This window comes from Streptomyces sp. NPDC048514, from assembly GCF_043199955.1.
Lineage (GTDB): Bacteria > Actinomycetota > Actinomycetes > Streptomycetales > Streptomycetaceae > Streptomyces.
Genome location: NZ_JBICWT010000010.1, coordinates 224,084 through 240,287, shown reverse-complemented (window position 1 = coordinate 240,287; position 16,204 = coordinate 224,084). Strand labels below are relative to the sequence as shown.

Genomic DNA, 16,204 nt, shown 5'->3' with positions numbered 1-16,204 from the left:
TGCCGGGTCATAGGTGGGTGCCGGGCCGGGTTGCGGGACGCCAGCGCACCGCGGCGGCCCCGTCACGGAGCAGACCGAGGGTGCGGGGGAACTCGCGCAGCCGCTCGCTCAGCGCGTCGAGTCCGGCGAGCAGGGAGGCTGCCGGTACCTGCCGCGCCTCCAGTAGGTCGGCGGCCCAGACCAGGAACGTGGTGAGGAGCCGGGGGTCGTCGACGTAGAGCGCGGTGGCCAGGAAGTCGACGATGTGGGCGATGTCCTCCGCGGTGTGCTCCCGCTGGGTCTCGCCGTACGCGCGCATCGCGGGGAAGCGGTCCTCCAGATCCACGAGGGCCTGCTTGACCAGTTGGCCGCGGGAGCGGACGACCAGCGTGTACTCCTGGTCGGACAGATGCGGCAGGTCGTCCACCACGTGCCGCACGGCCGCCGGGGCGGGCCGGGCGATGCCGCTCTCCAGTGCCGCGGCGGCGGCACGGGCGTCCGCGGCCCAGCAGTCGGCCCCCAGAGCCCGGGCGTACCTGCCGTCGGGCCCGAAGGCGCGGCCGCCGGCCATGACCGGCACCCCGACGGCCTGGCAGGCGGTGATGGCGGTGTGGACGGTGGGCAGACGGGTGGGCAGCGAGCTGGACAGCAGCACCGCCTGCGGATCGGTGTGGTGGAGGTGGGCGACGAGATGCGCGGTGGGGGTCTGCGCGCCGAGATAGTCGACCTGCCAGCCCCGCAGGCGCAGCACCTCGCCGACGAGCCGGGCCGGGAAGGCGTGCCACTCGCCGTCGGCGCAACCGACGGTCACCCGCCCCCGGTTCGCGGCGCCCCGCCGCCGCTGACGGGCGAGAGCGGCGACGGCGCGTTCGTTGATGGCGGTGGCCGCGTGTTCCTGGGCCACGGTGAAGCGGTCGGCGGCCCACTCGGTGCCGACCTGCTCCTGGACCGGCGCGATGACGTCCAGGAGCAGTGCTTCCTCGTCGAGTCCGTCGTCCAGGGCGCTTCGCACGGCGTCTACCGCGTCGTACTCGTCACCGGCGGCGACGGCCTGCCAGAGCCGGTCGCGGGACTCGGCCGTCCTGGCGGCGTGCATCACCTGCTCCTCCTGGGCTGCGGATGCCGGGCGTTGCCTCCCACGACCGTGAGCGGTCCGCTCTTCGGGGCGCTGATGGCGAGGGCCGCCATGTCGTCGTGCCGGCCTTCGCCCAGCCACTGGGAGGCGAGCATCTGGACGCGTTCCACGACCGCCTCGGCGGGCATCCCCGCGCATTCGGCCAGTACGCGCTTCAGGCGCGGCTCGCCGAGGAACTCCTCGCCGAGCGGCCCGCCGCGCGCCTCGGTGATGCCGTCGGTGTACAGCAGACAGGTCTCCCCCGGCCCGAGCGTCGTCTCGACCGTCCGCGCCGTCACCGTCGGGAGCGCGCCGACCAGCGAACCCTGGGTGGGCACCTGTTCGACCCGGCCGTCGTCGCGGACGACGAGGGGCGGCAGATGCCCGGCGCTGGTCAGCCGCAGGTGCACGCGTCCGGCCCGGCGGCGCACGGAGGCGAGCACCAGCGTGGCGAAGCGGGTGTGATGGGAGCTGAGCAGCGCGCCGTTGAGGAGGTCCAGTACCTTCCGGTGGTCCGCGGCCAGGGGCAGCAGTGCGTGCAGGGTGTTGCGGATCTTGCCGGTCAGTACGGCGGCGTCCAGGCCCTTGCCCGCGACGTCCCCGAGGACGACGAGGGTCTCCTGGGTGGGGTCGGTCGCGGGATGGAAGTCGTAGAAGTCCCCGCCGACCCGTTCGTGGTCCTTGGCCGGGCGGTAGCCGGCCGCGTACTCCACGCCGTTCACGCGGTGCAGGGCGGGGGGAAGCAGTTCCCGCATCAACGTGGCGGTGATGGCGGTCTGTTCCGTGTACAGCCGGGCCGCCGACAGGGCGGCACCCGCCCGGGCCGCGAACAGCCGGGCGAAGATTTCCTCACCCTCGGAGAAGCTCTTCTCCGAGCCGGAGCGCAGCAGGACCAGTGCTCCGGCGGGGACGCCGTGGCCGGGCAGCGGAGCCACGATGACGGAGCCCGCCGCTCCGCAGAAGCCGTCCGGGAGCAGCCAGTCCGGCATGTCGTCGGGGTTGATCCAGCGTACGGGAACGGGCGGGAAGCCCTGCAGCGCCTCGCTGAGGCCCGGAACGCCGCGCGGATCGATCTGCCGGGTCTGCTGGGCCCCGGTGCCGCCGCGCACCGCGTAGTTGAGGGTGTGGCGCCGCCCGTGCGGCGGGGACACGAGGACGGCCGCCTCGGCCAGGTGCTCGGCCGCCAGAGACGCGGCGAGCTCCATGCACCGGGGCACGTTCAGCGTCGACAGGAGACTGCTGGACACCTCGGCGAGGACGTTCGTCCGCTCCCGGGCCCGGTACAGCGCCTGTTCGGCGAGAGCGCGGTCGGTGTCGTCCACCAGCCACCAGACCACGTCCCCGCCGGTGGAGGCGGCGGACGGGTGGGCCTCGAAGACGCGTTCGTCGATGGTGCCGGTCGAGGGGACGGAAGGCGTACCGTCCGGTCCCTGGACGTGGCGCCGGTGGGCGTCGGACAGCCAGGGCGGCACCACGTCGCGCAGCCGGTCGCCGTCGACGGCGTCCGGGAGCAGCGATCTGGCCGCCTGATTGATCTGGACAAGGCCACCATGGTGGTCGACGACCAGTACCGGGTAGGGGGCGTCACCCCACGTCGCACCGACACTGGCGGCGGCGTCGCGCGGGCTTGTCGGAGAGCCGCGAAATGCGCACACAAGCAGGGGCGCGCATGGTGCGCACCCCACCACCTTCCTGCCCTGGGAAATAGATGCCGTCCGACAACAGTCCCGCATCGATCTCCCGGACGCAAGCCACCGCGTGCCGGTGGCGGTTCCGGTACCTGGGCGTGGCTCACCGCCCGAGCGGTCCGCCCACCCGTGAGCAGCGCCTGTGAACAACACCTGCCCCGCCACCGGTTGCGGATCCTCATCCTTTGCGGTGGCGTGGCGGCCGCCCGTTCGATCGCCGTTCGGGCCGCGGGCGAGACGCGCACCGGATCCGCGCCGGCCGGTACGGGCGTGCGAGGGCGGCCCTGCGCGCCTCACAGGTCACTCACGGGGGCTCACCGGGCAGGGTCGCCGGCGCTCCCGCCGAGATCGTCGTCCGTGAGCGCGATGGCGGCCGTGATCCGCTTGCCCACGGGCTCCCGCCGGGCCTCGAAGCCGTGGACGACGGACATGACGATCTCCAGACCGTGCCGGCCCACCCGGCCGGGCTCGGCAGCATGCGCGAGCGGCAGCGCCGGGTTCGAGTCCCACACCGCCACCTCGACCAGTCCGCCGACGATCCGCAGGTCCATCAGGACGGGGCCCGGGGCGTACTTGACGGCGTTGGTGACCAGTTCGCTGACGACAAGCCGGGTGAGGTCCGACGCCCGGGCCGAGACCGGCAGGCCGTGTTCCGTCCGCGCCCGGTCCAGGAATCGCGCCGCCCGTCGGCGCGCCTCGGCGATGCAGCCGGCACCACCGTCGAACGCGGTCGTGGTGTGCATCGGTGCCGGGCCGTCGCCGTGCGCCGCGCCGTCGCCGCGGTCGGCATGAGACGCGGCCGCTGTGCCGGTGTGGGTCACGGCGGCGGTGCCGGTCCGGGGCGCCGCCGCCGTGGTAGCCGTTGTCGAAACGTTCACTCCGCTGTGTCTGCCCGTCTTTCCGGTCTCCATGCCCGCGCGGCGGCTCTGTTCGGCAGGCGGGGGTCAGTGGTTCGCCAGCAGGCCTTCGCGCAGCCGCTTGAGCGTGCGGGAGAGCAGACGCGAGACATGCATCTGGGACACACCCAACCGCTCACCGATCTGCGCCTGCGTGCACTCCTCCACGAACCGCAGATGCAGGATCAACCGGTCCCGCTCGTCCAGCTCCGCGATCATCGGCGCCAACGCGTGGAAGTCCTCCACCAACCCCAACGCCGCGTCCTCCGCACCGATGAAGTCCTGCAGCGCACTCTCACCGTCCTCACTGCCACCGATCGCCGCGTCCAAAGAAGCGGAGTTGTACCCGTTCGCCGCCAACCGGGCCTCCACCACCTCCTCCTCGGACAGACACATCAGCTCCGACAACTCCCCCACCGTCGGCGTACGCCCCAACCGGCCCCGCAACTCCTCCGTCGCCCGCGCCAACTGCACCCGCGCCTCCTGCAACCGCCGCGGCACATGCACCGCCCACGACGTGTCACGAAAGAACCGCTTGATCTCCCCCACGATGTAAGGCACCGCGAACGACGTGAACTCCACCTCACGCGTCAACTCGAACCGATCGATCGCCTTGATCAAACCGATCATGCCGACCTGAACGATGTCCTCCATCTCCTCCGGCCCACGACTACGGAACCGGGCCGCCGCAAAACGCACCAACGACATGTTCATCTCGATCAGCGTGTTCCGGGCGTACTGATACTCCGCCGTCCCCTCCTCCAGCACCGCCAGCTGATCGAAGAAGACCCTGGACAACTCCCGCGCATCCCTCGGCGCCACACCCGAAGGATCGGCGACCTCGGGCAACCCGACCGCCGTCCGCGTCTCCCGGCCCCCCACGGTCAGCGTCGTCATGGTGTTCCCCTCCCGGATCCGCACGCCGACTCTCTCGGCGACCTTTCACGACAGAGGCGCGTCTACCCCCGCCCACGCTGGGCATTCCTGCCGTTCGCCGACCGTTTCGGAAAGCTCTCACGTCCTCCTTCCGGGGGTGGCATCGCCTTCACGGGTGCTCGGATGCCAGGATGGCGGCATGGAGTGGGAGTCCGGAACGACTGTGCTGGTCGCGCAGCACGATCGCATCTTCGAGATCACGGTGCGTGGTGAGGTCGACTATGACGAGTGTGACCTGCTCCGGGCCGCTTGGGCCGAGGCGGACGAGGCCGCCCTGCCGGCCACGGTGGTGGACGTCTCCGGGGTGACCTTCGGGGACAGCCAGTTGCTCAGCGCCCTTCTGGAGGCACAGCGGCGCCATCACACGAGCGGCCGCTCCTTCATCCTGCTCGGGCCGCTGCACGACAGCGTCCTCAGGCTGCTCACCGTCAGCGGAACGCTCGGCCACTTCACCGTCGCCGACTCCCGCGAGGCGGCCCTGCGCACCGCCGGAGACTGACGGGCCGCCAGGGGCACCTGCCGGCCGGCCCCCGGCGCCGGCCGGCTGCCACGGGCGTACCCGCGTACCGCCCCGTCGGGTGTGGCCGGTCATCCGCTCCCCCACCTGGCCAGGGCCCGCAGGGCGGTGGTTCGGCCGCGGTTCGGCACCGTCCAGAGGGTCTGGCCCCGTACGCCCCACTGTTCCAGGAGCGCGTCGGCGGCCAGAAAGCCGGTCGTCGCCGCCCGCTCCATCAGCGCCACCGGCAACTCGGTGCGGACCAGATCGCCGGCCACGACGAGGCGCGGATCGGGTGTGCGCACGGTCGGCCGGTCGAGGTGACCTCCCACCGGGAACAGCGGGCAGTCGTCGTGCCACTCGTGGCGGGCGTCGACGATCGCGGCCGTGCTCGTCTCCGGGTACACCCGGTGCAGTTGCTCGACGAGCCCCTTCTGCTCGACGTCCCGGGCGGCCTGCGGCGGCACCGCGTAGGCGTGCAGTTCCACGACGGAGCCCCCGGTGCGCCGGGCCCAGCGGGCGGCCTCGTCCTCCCAGCGTTCCAGCACGCTGACGTTGTCGAGGGCGCCGAAGCCGCTGGTCCCGAGGAACCCCGGCCGGTCCGCCGCCACAGGCCGGTCCAGCCACAGACGGCTGACCAGGAAGGGTGGAGCGTTGCGCAGCCGCGCGATCCGTTCGCGCCACGGGGCGTCGCCCAGCCGGTCGGAACGGGCGACGAGTGAGCGCAGACCGGCGGTGTCCAGGGCGAGTACGACGCTGTCGAAGGACCGTTCGCCCTGTCCGGTGACGATCCGGTGACCGCCGTCGGCCACGGGCGTGATCTGCTCGGCCGGTGTCGCGGTGAGCACCTCGGCGCCGTGCCGCCGCAGGTAGTCGCCCAGGGGATCCCACAGCGCGGGAAAGGGTTCGCGGGGCACGTCGAACAGCAGGCCCTCGGCGGAGCCGAGGAAGTAGATGTGGAACATCAGCGCCATCTCGGCCGCCGACAGGTGCCGCGGGTCGGCGAAGAAGCTCCGGGAGAACACCTCGAAGGCCAGATGGCGGGCCTTCGCGGGGAAGCGTACGGCGTCCAGGAAGTCGTGGGCGCTGATGTCGTCGAGGCGTGCGTACACCTCCGGGACGCGCACGTCGAGCAGCGGGAGGGCCGCCACCGGATCGAGGGCGCGCAGGTCGCGCAGGGCGAAGGACGGGCTGAGCGCGGCGAACCCGAGCGCGCTCCACGGCGGGGTCCGCGGGACGTGCCGGAAGCCGTCGTGCGCGCCGCCGCCGTGCCGCAGCGGGTAGTCCGGCAGGCCGGCCAGCCGCCGCAGCCCGGGGTCGGTACGACGGAGCAGTCCGCGGAGGTTGTAGTACTGCCGGAAGAAGGCGTGGAAGCCGCGGCTCATCGTCACCGTGGTGCCGTCGGCCAGTTCGGTCGGCCACCCGCCGACGCGCCCGCCGAGGTAGGGCCGGCTTTCGTAGAGCGTGACGGCGACCCCGCGCTCGGCCAGCGCGGTGGCGGCGGCGAGGCCGGCGATGCCGGCGCCGACCACGGCGGTCGTGGGGCGGCGGCCGGTGACGCGCCGGGCCCCGGGCCGGGCCGGGAGGACCTGGGCGCGCCGGTCCCGGCCCCGGCGGGCGGCGTCGCGGCGCGGGCGGACGGTCATCGCGCGTCCTCGGCGCGCCGGGCGACGAACGTGTGGGTGATGCCCGTCTGCCAGCCGGGCAACGGCAGGGCGCGGACGTGCTCGAAGCCCGCCGCGCGCAGCCGGTCGGCGAAGCGGCCTGCGGTGTCGAAGTCCACGACGCTGCGCCACAGATGGCGGTACAGCCCGCCGTCGCCGAGGAGGGTCGCGGTGGGCTGCACGATGCCCCGGCACACCGCCGTCCAGACCGCACGGTCGGCGCGGCGGCCGCTGAGGGTGTACTCGTGCACCGCGAGCCGTCCGCCGGGCCGCAGCAGGCCGCGGACGGCGGCGAGCACGGTGTCGGGGTCGGAGAGGTTGCGGAAGAGGTAGCCGGCGAACACCGCGTCGAAGGGGCCGCTCACCCCTGCCTCCGCCAGGCGCTCCGCCGGAGTGTGGACGAACGTCACACCGGACGCCCACGGCTTGTCGGCGGCTCGGGCCAGCATGCCGGCGGACGCGTCCACGGCCGTGATGCGGGCGGCCGGCAGCACGGAGCGCAGGGCGGCGGTCGAGGCGCCGGTGCCGCAGCCGAGGTCCAGCAAACGCAACCCGGCGCCGTGTCCCGGCAGGCCGAGCCGGCGTACGGAGCGCCGCAGATGCGCGTGGTAGCCGGGGTTGGCGGCCACCAGTGTGTCGTAGCTGCGGCTGGCGTGGTCGAAGGCGGCGGTGAGGTCCTCGTCGCGCAGCAGGGTCATGCGGTCTCCAGGGGCGGCTGGTCGGGACTGGGGTGGTCGAAGGGGCGGCGGGGCAGGCCGGGCAGTTCCAGTGCCGAGCGGAGCATCGGTGCGATGGGCGTGCGCAGGCCGACGGAGAGGTCCTCGCGCAGTCGGGTGCGTCCGTCGAGGAAGCGCAGGAGCCGCGGCAGGGGGACCCGGGCGAACAGCCGGCACAGCAGCGCGGGGCCGTCGGCCCGGCCGCTGTCCAGCGCGCGCAGCAGTACGGCGTCCATGGCGCGGGAGCGCGCGGAGTGGGGGTCGGGCGGGACGGGCCGGCGGCCCTGGCGCAGGGCGGCGGCCACGGCCCGGGTCTGGCGTTGCAGACCGGCGAAGGTGTAGCCGGTCGACGGGCGGGTGGCGCCCCCGGCCGCGCCGATGCGGAAGACCGAGGCGCCGACCTGCCGTGGCACGCGGGCGTCCGTCATCGGGATGAGCCCGGTCTCGGTGGAGAGAATCCGGAGGTCGCCCAGGCGCAGCACCTCGTCGGTGTACTGGCGCAGCGCGGCCTCGTAGCCGTCCGCGGTGAGCGGCCCGGACGAGAACTCGGTGTACTCCACGAGCGCCTCGTGCGGTCCCGTGGGCAGCACGTAGCCGAAGGAGAGGCCGTGGGCGGGCTGCGGGGTGCGGAAGTCCATGAGGTCGGCGGTGCCGGCGTCGAAGACCGGCCGTGCGGTGCGGACGAACCAGCCGTGGAAGTGCTGCAGGAGCGTGGTGCGGGCGGCCGGCAGGCTGCCCAGGGGGCGGGAGTCGAACACCCAGCGGGCGGTGAGGACGCGCGACCGGCCGTCCGCGTCGGTGACCTGGACGCGGGCACCTCCCCGGACGTCCTCCACCGTCTCGACCGTCGCCGCCAGGCGCCGCACGTTCGGGCTGTGCGCCAGCGTCCGTCCGACCAGGGCCTCGAGGTCGTCGGACCGGATCATCTTGTACCGCAGCGGAGCGAGGTCTCCCTCGATCGGGTCGCCGTCCGGCGGGCGCACCCGCAGCCGTGGCCAACAGGCCGTCACCGCGGCGTCGAAGCGGCCCGGGCCCGGTTCCCAGAAGCACCACGTCCGGCTCGGTGGGCGCAGCGGTCCCGGTGGCGCGTCCACGAGCAGCACGGACGGCGTCCGCCGCCCGGGCAGGTCCCCGGCCAGCCGGTGGGCGAGGGACAGTCCGGCGGCTCCCGCCCCGAGGACGGCCACATCCGTGTCGACCACGACGGCTCCCTCCCTGCTTCTCCCGCGTGTGCGCACCGCGCGCCTTCCGCGTATTCCCGCCCGTGTGCCCGTCCGGATGCGGGTCACTCGGAGGCGGTGATCGTCCGTCGTCGCGGCGGGTGAACGTGGAAGAGACACGGGCGAAAGTGGAAGAAACATCATCAGAAGGCGTGCCGCCGGGCCCGGCACGCGCTGCACCAGTGCCGGGCACGCGCTCCATCGGCGTCCGGCACGCGCTGCATCCGTGTCCGGCACCCGAGCCGAAGACGTGGATGACGGTGATCCGTGACGACGAGAGGAACCGGCATGCGCCCCACGCAGGCGAAGGAACATCACGCGGCCGCGCCGCCGCCCGTCCCCCGTCTGGTGCCGGTGCCGGGATCGCCCGCTCGGACGCATCCCGCGGGCGACGCCGGGGCCGACGGGATCGCGTGGACCGCCGGGGCCGAGGTGGCTGCGGGTGGCGACGGTACGGACGGGGCCGATCCGCTCCTGCCGCCGGGAATCGGTGACGCGCGTGCTGTCGACGCGGACGTGCGCGGGGCCGTCGGGCGGGTGCTCGACCACGTGCTGGCCGACCGTCTCGCCCGCGCCCGCGCCGTGGACGCGCTGTTCGCCGACGATCTGGCCGAGCGGGTCGCGCACTTCACCCGGACGGGTGGCAAGCGCACCCGGTCGCAGCTGCTGTGGTGGTCGCTGCGAGCCTGCGGCGGCGGACCGGCCTCGCTCGGCCCGGCCCTGCGCGTCGGCGCGGCGCTCGAACTGCTGCAGACCTGTGCCCTGGTCCACGACGACGTGATGGACGGGGCGCAACTCCGCCGGGGCCGGCCCGCGCTGCACGCCGGACTGCGCGGCCGGTACGCGGGGATGGCGTCCTCCCGGCGGGCCGGGCGGTTCGCGGAGGCGGCCGGGATCCTGGCCGGGGACCTCGCGCTCGCGTGGGCCGACGACCTGGTGGCCGAGACGCCGTTCGATCCCGTGCCGGCGGGCGCCGTGCGCCGGCTGTGGAGCGAGATGCGCACGGAGATGGTGGCCGGTCAGTACCTGGACGTCCACGGGCAGCTGGACCCGGCGTACTCGCTGCCCCGCTCGTTGCGCGCGGCCTGCCTGAAGAGCGCTCTGTACTCCGTCGAACGGCCCCTCTCGCTCGGTGCCGCCCTCGCGGGCGCCGACGCGGCCACGACGCGGGCGCTGTGCTCTGCGGGTCGCTGTGTCGGCATGGCGTTCCAGCTGCGTGACGATCTGGACGACGTCTTCGGTGATCCCCGGCGGACCGGCAGGCCCTGCGGCTCGGACGTCCGCGAGGGCAAGCCCACGTATCTCGCCGCTCTCGCGCGGGCCCGGGCCGAAGCCGCCGGCGACCGGCACGCGCTGGCCGTGCTGCAGCGCTCCCTCGGGAACGGCGATCTGACCGGGGAGGGCCTGGACGAGGTGCGCGAGGTGCTGGTGCGCACCGGTGCCCGGACCACGGTGGAGACGGGGATCAACCGGCTCGTGGAACGCGGGCTGCGTCACCTCGACGGCGCACGGCTCGTCCCGGAGGGTGAGGTCCGGCTGCGCCGGATGCTCGGCGGCGTCGCGGACGCCGCCCCCCTCGACGGTGGTCCGGGGCGCGGCACGCCCCATGCGGCCGAGCCCGCTTCCGGTTCCGCGTCACCTCCCGCTTCCGCTTCCCCTTCCACCTCCGCCTCCACTTCCACCTCCGCTTCGGCTTCGGCTCCGGCTTCGGCTTCCGCTTCGGCTTCCGGCGAGCGGGAGGCCCGCCGATGACGCGCGCCCTGCCCGGACGCACCGACCACGTCGTGGTCGTCGGAGCCGGACTCGCCGGGCTGTCGGCCACCCTGCATCTGCTGGGCGCCGGACGCCGGGTCACCGTCGTGGAGCGCGACCCGCTGCCGGGTGGACGCGCCGGGCGGCTGGAGCTCGGCGGCTACCGGATCGACACCGGCCCCACCGTGCTGACCATGCCCGACCTGGCCGACGAGGCGTTCGCCGCCGTGGGTGACAGCCTGCGCCGGCGCGTCGAGCTGATCCCCCTGCACCCGGCCTACCGGGCCTGCTTCGCGGACGGCAGCCGGCTGGACGTGCACACCGATGCCGAGGCGATGGCCGCGGAGGTGGAGCGGTTCGCCGGGGCCGGTGAGGCGGCCGGTTACCGGCGCCTGCGTGAGTGGCTGGTCCGGCTCCACCGGGCGCAGATGCGGCGGTTCATCGACGCCAACTTCGACTCGCCGCTCGGCCTGCTGAACGCCGACCTGGTGCGGCTCGCCGCGCTCGGCGGCTTCGGCCGGCTGGAGACCGGGATCGGCCGCTTCCTGAAGGACGAACGGCTGATGCGGATCTTCTCCTTCCAGTCCCTGTACGCGGGTGTGCCGCCGGCCCGGGCCCTGGCGGCGTACGCCGTGATCGCCTACATGGACACCGTCGCCGGGGTGTACTTCCCCCGGGGCGGGATGCACGCCCTGCCGCGGGCCATGGCGGACGCCGCCGCCGACGCGGGTGCCGAACTGCGGTACGGCGAGGGGGTGACCGGCCTGGAACGCTCGGGCGGCCGGGTCACCGCGGTCCTCACCGAGCAGGGCCGCCTGCCGTGCGACGCGGTCGTCCTCACCCCGGACCTGCCCGTCGCCTACCGGCTGCTGGGCCGCCCGCCCCGGCGGCCGCTGCGGCTGCGGCACTCCCCGTCCGCGGTCGTCCTGCACGCGGGCACCGACCGCACCTGGCCGGATCTCGCCCACCACACGCTCTCCTTCGGTGCCGCCTGGCGCACGACCTTCGACGAACTCACCCGCACCGGGCGGCTGATGAGCGATCCCTCGCTGCTCATCACCCGGCCGACCGCCAGCGATCCGCGGCTCGCTCCCCCGGGCCGCCACCTGCACTACGTCCTCGCTCCGTGCCCCAACACGGACATCGGTCCCGGGGCCGCCGCCTGGACCGATCTCGCCCCGCGCTACCGGGACGCGCTGCTCGGGGACCTGGAGCGGCGCGGTCTCGACGGCCTCGGGGCCGCCATCGAGCGGGAATGCCTCGTCACCCCGGCCGACTGGCAGGCCCAGGGCCATGCCGCGGGGACCCCGTTCTCGGCCGCTCACACCTTCGCCCAGACCGGGCCGTTCCGGCCCCGCAATCTCGTGCGCGGCACCGAGAACGCCGTCCTCGCCGGGTGCGGCACGACACCGGGTGTCGGCGTGCCGACCGTGCTGGTGTCGGGGAAGCTCGCCGCCGCCCGCGTCACCGGCCTCCCGGGACACCCGTCCCCCAGCAGGCGCGTCGCCTCGGCGGCCCGCCGGAAGGAAACCGCCGTATGACCGACCGGGAACTCGACGCGGCCGGGATCACCGATCCGGGCCTGCGCGCGGCATACCGCCACTGCCGCGCGCTCAACGCGCGGCACGGCAGGACGTACTTCCTCGCGACCCGGCTGCTGCCGGTCGAGCGCCGGCCCGCCGTGCACGCCCTGTACGGTTTCGCGCGCTGGGCGGACGACATCGTCGACTCCATCGACCCCGGCGCCGGCACCGGGCGGCGCGACGCGGTGCTGGCGGACCTGGCGCGGAATCTGGACCGGGGCCTGCGGGGCGGGCACAGCGACGAGCCCGTGGTGCTGGCCCTGGCCGACACGGCACGCCGGTACGCCATCGCGCACACGCATTTCGCGGACTTCATGGCCGCGATGCGCTCCGACCTGGTGGTGACCGACTATCCGGGTTACGCCGATCTGTGCGGCTACATGCACGGCTCCGCCGCGGTGATCGGGTTGCAGATGCTGCCGGTCCTCGGCACGGTCGTCCCGCGCGAGGAGGCGGCACCGCACGCCGCCGCGCTGGGCGTGGCCTTCCAGCTCAGCAACTTCCTGCGGGACGTCGGGGAGGACCTCGACCGGGGCCGCGTCTACCTGCCCGCCGATCTGCTCGCGGCACACGGCGTGGACCGGCCGCTGCTGTGCTGGAGCAGGGACACGGGCCGGTCCGACCGCCGTATCACCGCCGCCCTGCGGGAGTTCGAGGCGCTCACCCGCGGGGTGTACCGCCAGGCGGCCCCCGGGATCGAGATGCTCGATCCGGTGTCACGGCCCTGCATCCGGACCGCGTTCGTGCTCTACGGCGGCATCCTGGACGCGATCGCCGCGGCCGGATACCCGGTGCTGCACCGCAGGGCCGTGGTGCCGCGCCGGCGCCGTGCCGCGGTCGCCGCCGACGGGCTCGTCCGCGTGCTGGCCGCACGGCTGCGAGCCCGCGGCCGGCGCCGGGGCCACGCGTCCGTGGCCGTGCCTTCGCCGCCCGCCGTCGCCGCGGCCGAAGCGCCGGACGAAGTGCCGCGCCCGGTGGTCTCCCACGTCTCCCAGGAGGTCGCGTGAACGCCGACCGGCCGGCCCGGCGCGGCCGTCTCCCGCTGTCGCTGCGCGGACGGGCCGTGCCCTGGGAACGTCAGCGCCCTACCTGGCGGGAGGCCAGGCCGTCGGTGATCGCACAGGCGCTGAAGCGGGCTCAGGCCCGCCCGTCCGGCAACTGGTACGTCGTCGGCGCCTCGCGCGACCTGCGCTCCGACCGTCCGCTGGGGCGGACCGTCGCCGGGCAGGAGGTGGTCCTCTGGCGCGGCGCCGACGGGCGTCCGGTGGCGGGCCCGGGGAGCTGTCCGCATCTCGGGGCGCCGCTGCGGGACAGCCCCGTGCACCGCGGCACCCTGGTGTGCCACTGGCACGGGCTCGCCCTCGACGGCGGCCCGTGCGCGGGCTGGACGCCGCTGCCCGTGCACGACGACGGTGTGCTCGTCTGGGTGCGCCTGGACGCGGCCGGCGGCGAGGAGCCGCTGTCCGCTCCGGTCGTCCCGCGGCGGCCGGAGCCGTCGCGCGCGCTGACGGCCGTCTACGTCGGCACCGGGACCTGCGAGCCCGAGGACGTCGTGGCCAATCGCCTGGATCCGTGGCACGGAGCCTGGTTCCACCCCTATTCGTTCGTCGATCTGACGGTGGTGGGCTCCCCCGACGGATCCGGGGACGGCGCCCGTGACGCCTTCACGGTCGACGTGTCCTTCAAGGTGGCGGGACGGCTGGTCGTGCCCGTGCGGGCCGAGTTCACGGCACCGGAGCCACGTACCGTCGTCATGCACATCACCGGCGGGGAGGGCGCGGGATCCGTGGTGGAGTCCCACGCCACCCCCCTCGCACCCGACGAGCTGGGCCGGCCGCGGACCGCGGTGATCGAGGCCGTGATGGCGGCCTCCGACCGGCCGGGCTTCGCGGTCGCGCGCAGGAGCGCGCCGCTGCTGCGGCCTCTGGTGCGCGCGGCCGCCGGACGGCTGTGGCGAGACGATCTCGCCTATGCCGAACGGCGCTGGCGGCTGCGTTCCACCGGACGGTTCCCGGGCTGACGGCGGTCTGTCAGCCGATGCCGAGCGTGCTCATGGTGCGCTCGGCCATGCGCTGTTCGCCGAGGGCGTTGGGGTGGACCGGGACGATGTTCTGCCCGAAGAGCAGGGGTTCGATCCACCGCGTCCCGACGGGCTTGCACGCGTCGTGTCCCTCGGACGCCTGGGCGAAGTCGACGAAGGTGGCCCCGGTCTCCTCGGCGGCGCGCCGGACGACGGCGTTGAGGTGTGTCTGCAGGGAGCGCAGATACGGCACGTCTCCGGAGGCGATCGGCAGTCTGACGAAGCAGGAGGGGTCGGCCGTGGCGGGCGTGATCCACGGGTATCCGAGAACCGCGACGCGGGCGTCGGGGGCCTTGGCCCGGACGGCGCGCAGCGCGTTCTCGAGCGCGGGGTAGGTGTTCGCGTCGATCGCGTCCTCGAAGGATGAGCCGTACCGGTCCTTGCACGGGCTGCCGTGGCCACCGCTGAGCACGCCCGCGGTGCCGCAGGAGGTGACGGCGTTGATGAAGGTGCCGTTGTCGTTGCCGCCGATCGTGAGCGTCACCAGGCCGGTGTCGGGGGTCACCGCGTCGGCCTGGGGGGCCACCCCGGGGTACTGGGCCTCGGTGAAGTCCTTGGTCTGTGCCGCCCCGCAGGTGACGTCGGTGAGCCTGGCCCCGGTGCGGGCGGCGATGACGTGCGGGTAGTTGGCGGTGGAGCGCAGACAGATCAGATTGGCCGGGTCGACGGGCAGGACGCCCGAGGCGGCGCTGTAACTGTCGCCGAGCGCGGCGTACTCGAGGGGCTGCGCGGCGTGGGCCGGGGCGGGGGCGGCGGTGAGGCTGAGGGACAGCGCGCCGGCGGCTGCCGAGGCGGCGATGAGGGCACGGCGCAGGACGGGCATGGGCATGTGCTCTTCCTTCTCGTGGCGGGGACACGGAGCACGCGGGCAGGGCGGTGCCCGCGTGCGTGCTGGTGCGCGAGAATGCGGCGGCTCGAGCCAGGGGGGAGCCGGCCGGGGGCGTGCCGAACGAGGGCGCGCACGACGGCGGCTGACGTGCCGGTCGCGGGATTACCGCTGGGTACTACCGATAGGTAATGTGCGGTCGCCGGATCGCTCAGTCAACATGGTGGACCGAACATATTTGAAACGCTCACGCATCACGCGGGGACACGCCCGCTCCACACGGCCCGGTTGAGGCTCCTGCACTTCCCACACCGAGGCGACGCGGGCGAAGCGTGGCGCTGACGCCCCGTCATTTCAGGAGCGTCGAGCCGCTGTTCCCGGGCGGGCCTTCGCCGGGGAAACCGTCTGACGGATGGTCAGCCGCCGGGCGCCGGGGGCAGCGCCCAGCGGACGGTCCGTGTGAGCAGGCGGCCCGCCGGTACGACCGTCAGGTCCTCGACGAGCGGGACGCGGGGCAGCCGGAGCAGGTGCCGGGCCCAGGACGGGAGTTGCGACACGGCGTTCGCCGCCAGAACGCCGTACACGGGGCGCAGGGCGAGCGGCAGGGGCGGCTCGATCAGCAGGAAGCGGGCCGCGGCCCGGGCCTCCGGGGTGGCGCGCAGTTCGGGGCGGTAGGCGGCCAGCCGCCGCGACAGGGCCCGGCGGTCGCGTGGCGGATCGAGCACGCCGAGTGCCTCGGCGACGACCGCCGTGTCGGCGACGTAGGCGTCGTAGCGAGCCGGGTCCAGCGGGTGACGGCCGAAGCGCTCGTGCGCGCGCAGGAAGCTCTCCGTCTCGGCCGCGTGCACCCATCCGAGCAGATGGGGGTCGGCCGCGTCATAGGGCTGTCCCTGCGAGGTCGTCCCGCGTACCCGCCGGTGGATGTCCCGGACCCGGTCGACGGCCGCCTGGGCGTCGGCCGCCGTGCCGTACGTGGTCACCGCCAGGAAGGCGCTGGTGCGCTGCAGGCGTCCCCAGGGGTCGCCGCGATATCCGGAGTGGGCGGCCACGGCCGCCATGGCGAGGGGGTGCAGCGACTGCAGCAGCAGGGCGCCGATGCCTCCGATGAACATCGAGGCGTCGCCGTGCACGGTGCGGATGGGGCGGCCGGGCGCGAACCAGCGCGGACCGGGCGTGCCGTGGATCCGTGCCCGGACGGCCGGTCCGTCGGGGCCCGCAACCCGCTGGAAGATCATCGCGCCCAGCCGGGCGCGT

General features: G+C 74.2%; 14 protein-coding genes. 5 read left to right on the top strand and 9 right to left on the bottom strand.

The features are described 5' to 3' along the window. Positions 1-7: 7 nt before the first annotated feature. The 4 genes from ACGFT2_RS23310 to ACGFT2_RS23295 form a co-directional block, all read right to left on the bottom strand. The gene (locus tag ACGFT2_RS23310; protein WP_393281361.1) at positions 8-1,075 is read right to left on the bottom strand and encodes a B12-binding domain-containing protein; all 1,068 of its coding nucleotides are present in this window, start codon (positions 1,073-1,075) and stop codon (positions 8-10) included. Continuing rightward, positions 1,075-2,748 (bottom strand): SpoIIE family protein phosphatase, encoded by a 1,674-nt coding sequence (locus tag ACGFT2_RS23305; RefSeq protein WP_393281360.1) that lies wholly within the window; start codon positions 2,746-2,748, stop codon positions 1,075-1,077. The genes ACGFT2_RS23310 and ACGFT2_RS23305 overlap by 1 nt, the downstream gene beginning before the upstream one ends. 347 nt (positions 2,749-3,095) lie before the next feature. After that, the gene (locus tag ACGFT2_RS23300) at positions 3,096-3,524 is read right to left on the bottom strand and encodes an ATP-binding protein (protein ID WP_393281647.1); all 429 of its coding nucleotides are present in this window, start codon (positions 3,522-3,524) and stop codon (positions 3,096-3,098) included. A gap of 201 nt (positions 3,525-3,725) precedes the next feature. After that, positions 3,726-4,574, bottom strand: a complete 849-nt coding sequence (locus tag ACGFT2_RS23295) for an RNA polymerase sigma factor SigF (RefSeq protein ID WP_393281358.1) — start codon at positions 4,572-4,574, stop codon at positions 3,726-3,728. Positions 4,575-4,752: 178 nt separating this feature from the next. Here ACGFT2_RS23295 and ACGFT2_RS23290 point away from each other — a divergent pair, with 178 nt between their 5' ends. Then, positions 4,753-5,112 carry an STAS domain-containing protein gene (locus tag ACGFT2_RS23290; protein WP_393281357.1) on the top strand — a complete coding sequence of 120 codons (360 nt, stop codon included), beginning with the start codon at positions 4,753-4,755 and terminating at the stop codon, positions 5,110-5,112. Positions 5,113-5,201: 89 nt separating this feature from the next. Here ACGFT2_RS23290 and ACGFT2_RS23285 read toward each other — a convergent pair whose 3' ends face one another. The 3 genes from ACGFT2_RS23285 to ACGFT2_RS23275 are packed head-to-tail and all read right to left on the bottom strand — an operon-like array spanning position 5,202 to position 8,691. After that, the gene (locus ACGFT2_RS23285; protein ID WP_393281355.1) at positions 5,202-6,755 is read right to left on the bottom strand and encodes an FAD-dependent oxidoreductase; all 1,554 of its coding nucleotides are present in this window, start codon (positions 6,753-6,755) and stop codon (positions 5,202-5,204) included. Then, on the bottom strand, positions 6,752-7,471 hold the full coding sequence (locus ACGFT2_RS23280; RefSeq protein ID WP_393281354.1) for a class I SAM-dependent methyltransferase: 720 nt from the start codon (positions 7,469-7,471) through the stop codon (positions 6,752-6,754). Before ACGFT2_RS23280 ends, ACGFT2_RS23285 begins: the two co-directional genes overlap by 4 nt. Next, positions 7,468-8,691: a lycopene cyclase family protein gene (locus ACGFT2_RS23275; protein WP_393281352.1), complete on the bottom strand. Its 1,224-nt coding sequence runs from the start codon at positions 8,689-8,691 to the stop codon at positions 7,468-7,470. Before ACGFT2_RS23275 ends, ACGFT2_RS23280 begins: the two co-directional genes overlap by 4 nt. A gap of 306 nt (positions 8,692-8,997) precedes the next feature. Between ACGFT2_RS23275 and ACGFT2_RS23270 the strand changes: the two genes are divergently transcribed. From ACGFT2_RS23270 to ACGFT2_RS23255, 4 genes are read left to right on the top strand one after another with little or no spacing between them, the layout of a single operon-like run. Further along, the gene (locus tag ACGFT2_RS23270; protein ID WP_393281350.1) at positions 8,998-10,461 is read left to right on the top strand and encodes a polyprenyl synthetase family protein; all 1,464 of its coding nucleotides are present in this window, start codon (positions 8,998-9,000) and stop codon (positions 10,459-10,461) included. After that, positions 10,458-12,002 (top strand): phytoene desaturase family protein, encoded by a 1,545-nt coding sequence (gene crtI, locus ACGFT2_RS23265; protein ID WP_393281349.1) that lies wholly within the window; start codon positions 10,458-10,460, stop codon positions 12,000-12,002. Before ACGFT2_RS23270 ends, crtI begins: the two co-directional genes overlap by 4 nt. After that, positions 11,999-13,051, top strand: coding sequence for a phytoene/squalene synthase family protein (locus ACGFT2_RS23260; RefSeq protein ID WP_393281347.1), 1,053 nt, complete (start codon positions 11,999-12,001; stop codon positions 13,049-13,051). The genes crtI and ACGFT2_RS23260 overlap by 4 nt, the downstream gene beginning before the upstream one ends. Continuing rightward, a complete protein-coding gene (locus ACGFT2_RS23255) occupies positions 13,048-14,064 on the top strand; it encodes a DUF5914 domain-containing protein (RefSeq protein WP_393281345.1) in 1,017 nt (338 codons plus the stop codon). Before ACGFT2_RS23260 ends, ACGFT2_RS23255 begins: the two co-directional genes overlap by 4 nt. A gap of 10 nt (positions 14,065-14,074) precedes the next feature. Here ACGFT2_RS23255 and ACGFT2_RS23250 read toward each other — a convergent pair whose 3' ends face one another. Beyond that, positions 14,075-14,953, bottom strand: a complete 879-nt coding sequence (locus ACGFT2_RS23250) for an SGNH/GDSL hydrolase family protein (RefSeq protein ID WP_393281343.1) — start codon at positions 14,951-14,953, stop codon at positions 14,075-14,077. Positions 14,954-15,366: 413 nt separating this feature from the next. Then, the gene (locus ACGFT2_RS23245; protein WP_393281645.1) at positions 15,367-16,185 is read right to left on the bottom strand and encodes an oxygenase MpaB family protein; all 819 of its coding nucleotides are present in this window, start codon (positions 16,183-16,185) and stop codon (positions 15,367-15,369) included. Positions 16,186-16,204: the final 19 nt, after the last annotated feature.

Bases quoted from the DNA above. Each gene is read 5' to 3' on its own strand.
- ACGFT2_RS23310 (WP_393281361.1), bottom strand. From the start codon at position 1,075: ATGCACGCCGCCAGGACGGCCGAGTCCCGCGACCGGCTCTGGCAGGCC.
- ACGFT2_RS23300 (WP_393281647.1), bottom strand. From the start codon at position 3,524: ATGCACACCACGACCGCGTTCGACGGTGGTGCCGGCTGCATCGCCGAG.
- ACGFT2_RS23295 (WP_393281358.1), bottom strand. From the start codon at position 4,574: ATGACGACGCTGACCGTGGGGGGCCGGGAGACGCGGACGGCGGTCGGG.
- ACGFT2_RS23290 (WP_393281357.1), top strand. From the start codon at position 4,753: ATGGAGTGGGAGTCCGGAACGACTGTGCTGGTCGCGCAGCACGATCGC.
- ACGFT2_RS23285 (WP_393281355.1), bottom strand. From the start codon at position 6,755: ATGACCGTCCGCCCGCGCCGCGACGCCGCCCGCCGGGGCCGGGACCGG.
- ACGFT2_RS23280 (WP_393281354.1), bottom strand. From the start codon at position 7,471: ATGACCCTGCTGCGCGACGAGGACCTCACCGCCGCCTTCGACCACGCC.
- ACGFT2_RS23270 (WP_393281350.1), top strand. From the start codon at position 8,998: ATGCGCCCCACGCAGGCGAAGGAACATCACGCGGCCGCGCCGCCGCCC.
- crtI (WP_393281349.1), top strand. From the start codon at position 10,458: ATGACGCGCGCCCTGCCCGGACGCACCGACCACGTCGTGGTCGTCGGA.
- ACGFT2_RS23260 (WP_393281347.1), top strand. From the start codon at position 11,999: ATGACCGACCGGGAACTCGACGCGGCCGGGATCACCGATCCGGGCCTG.
- ACGFT2_RS23250 (WP_393281343.1), bottom strand. From the start codon at position 14,953: ATGCCCATGCCCGTCCTGCGCCGTGCCCTCATCGCCGCCTCGGCAGCC.
- ACGFT2_RS23245 (WP_393281645.1), bottom strand. From the start codon at position 16,185: ATGATCTTCCAGCGGGTTGCGGGCCCCGACGGACCGGCCGTCCGGGCA.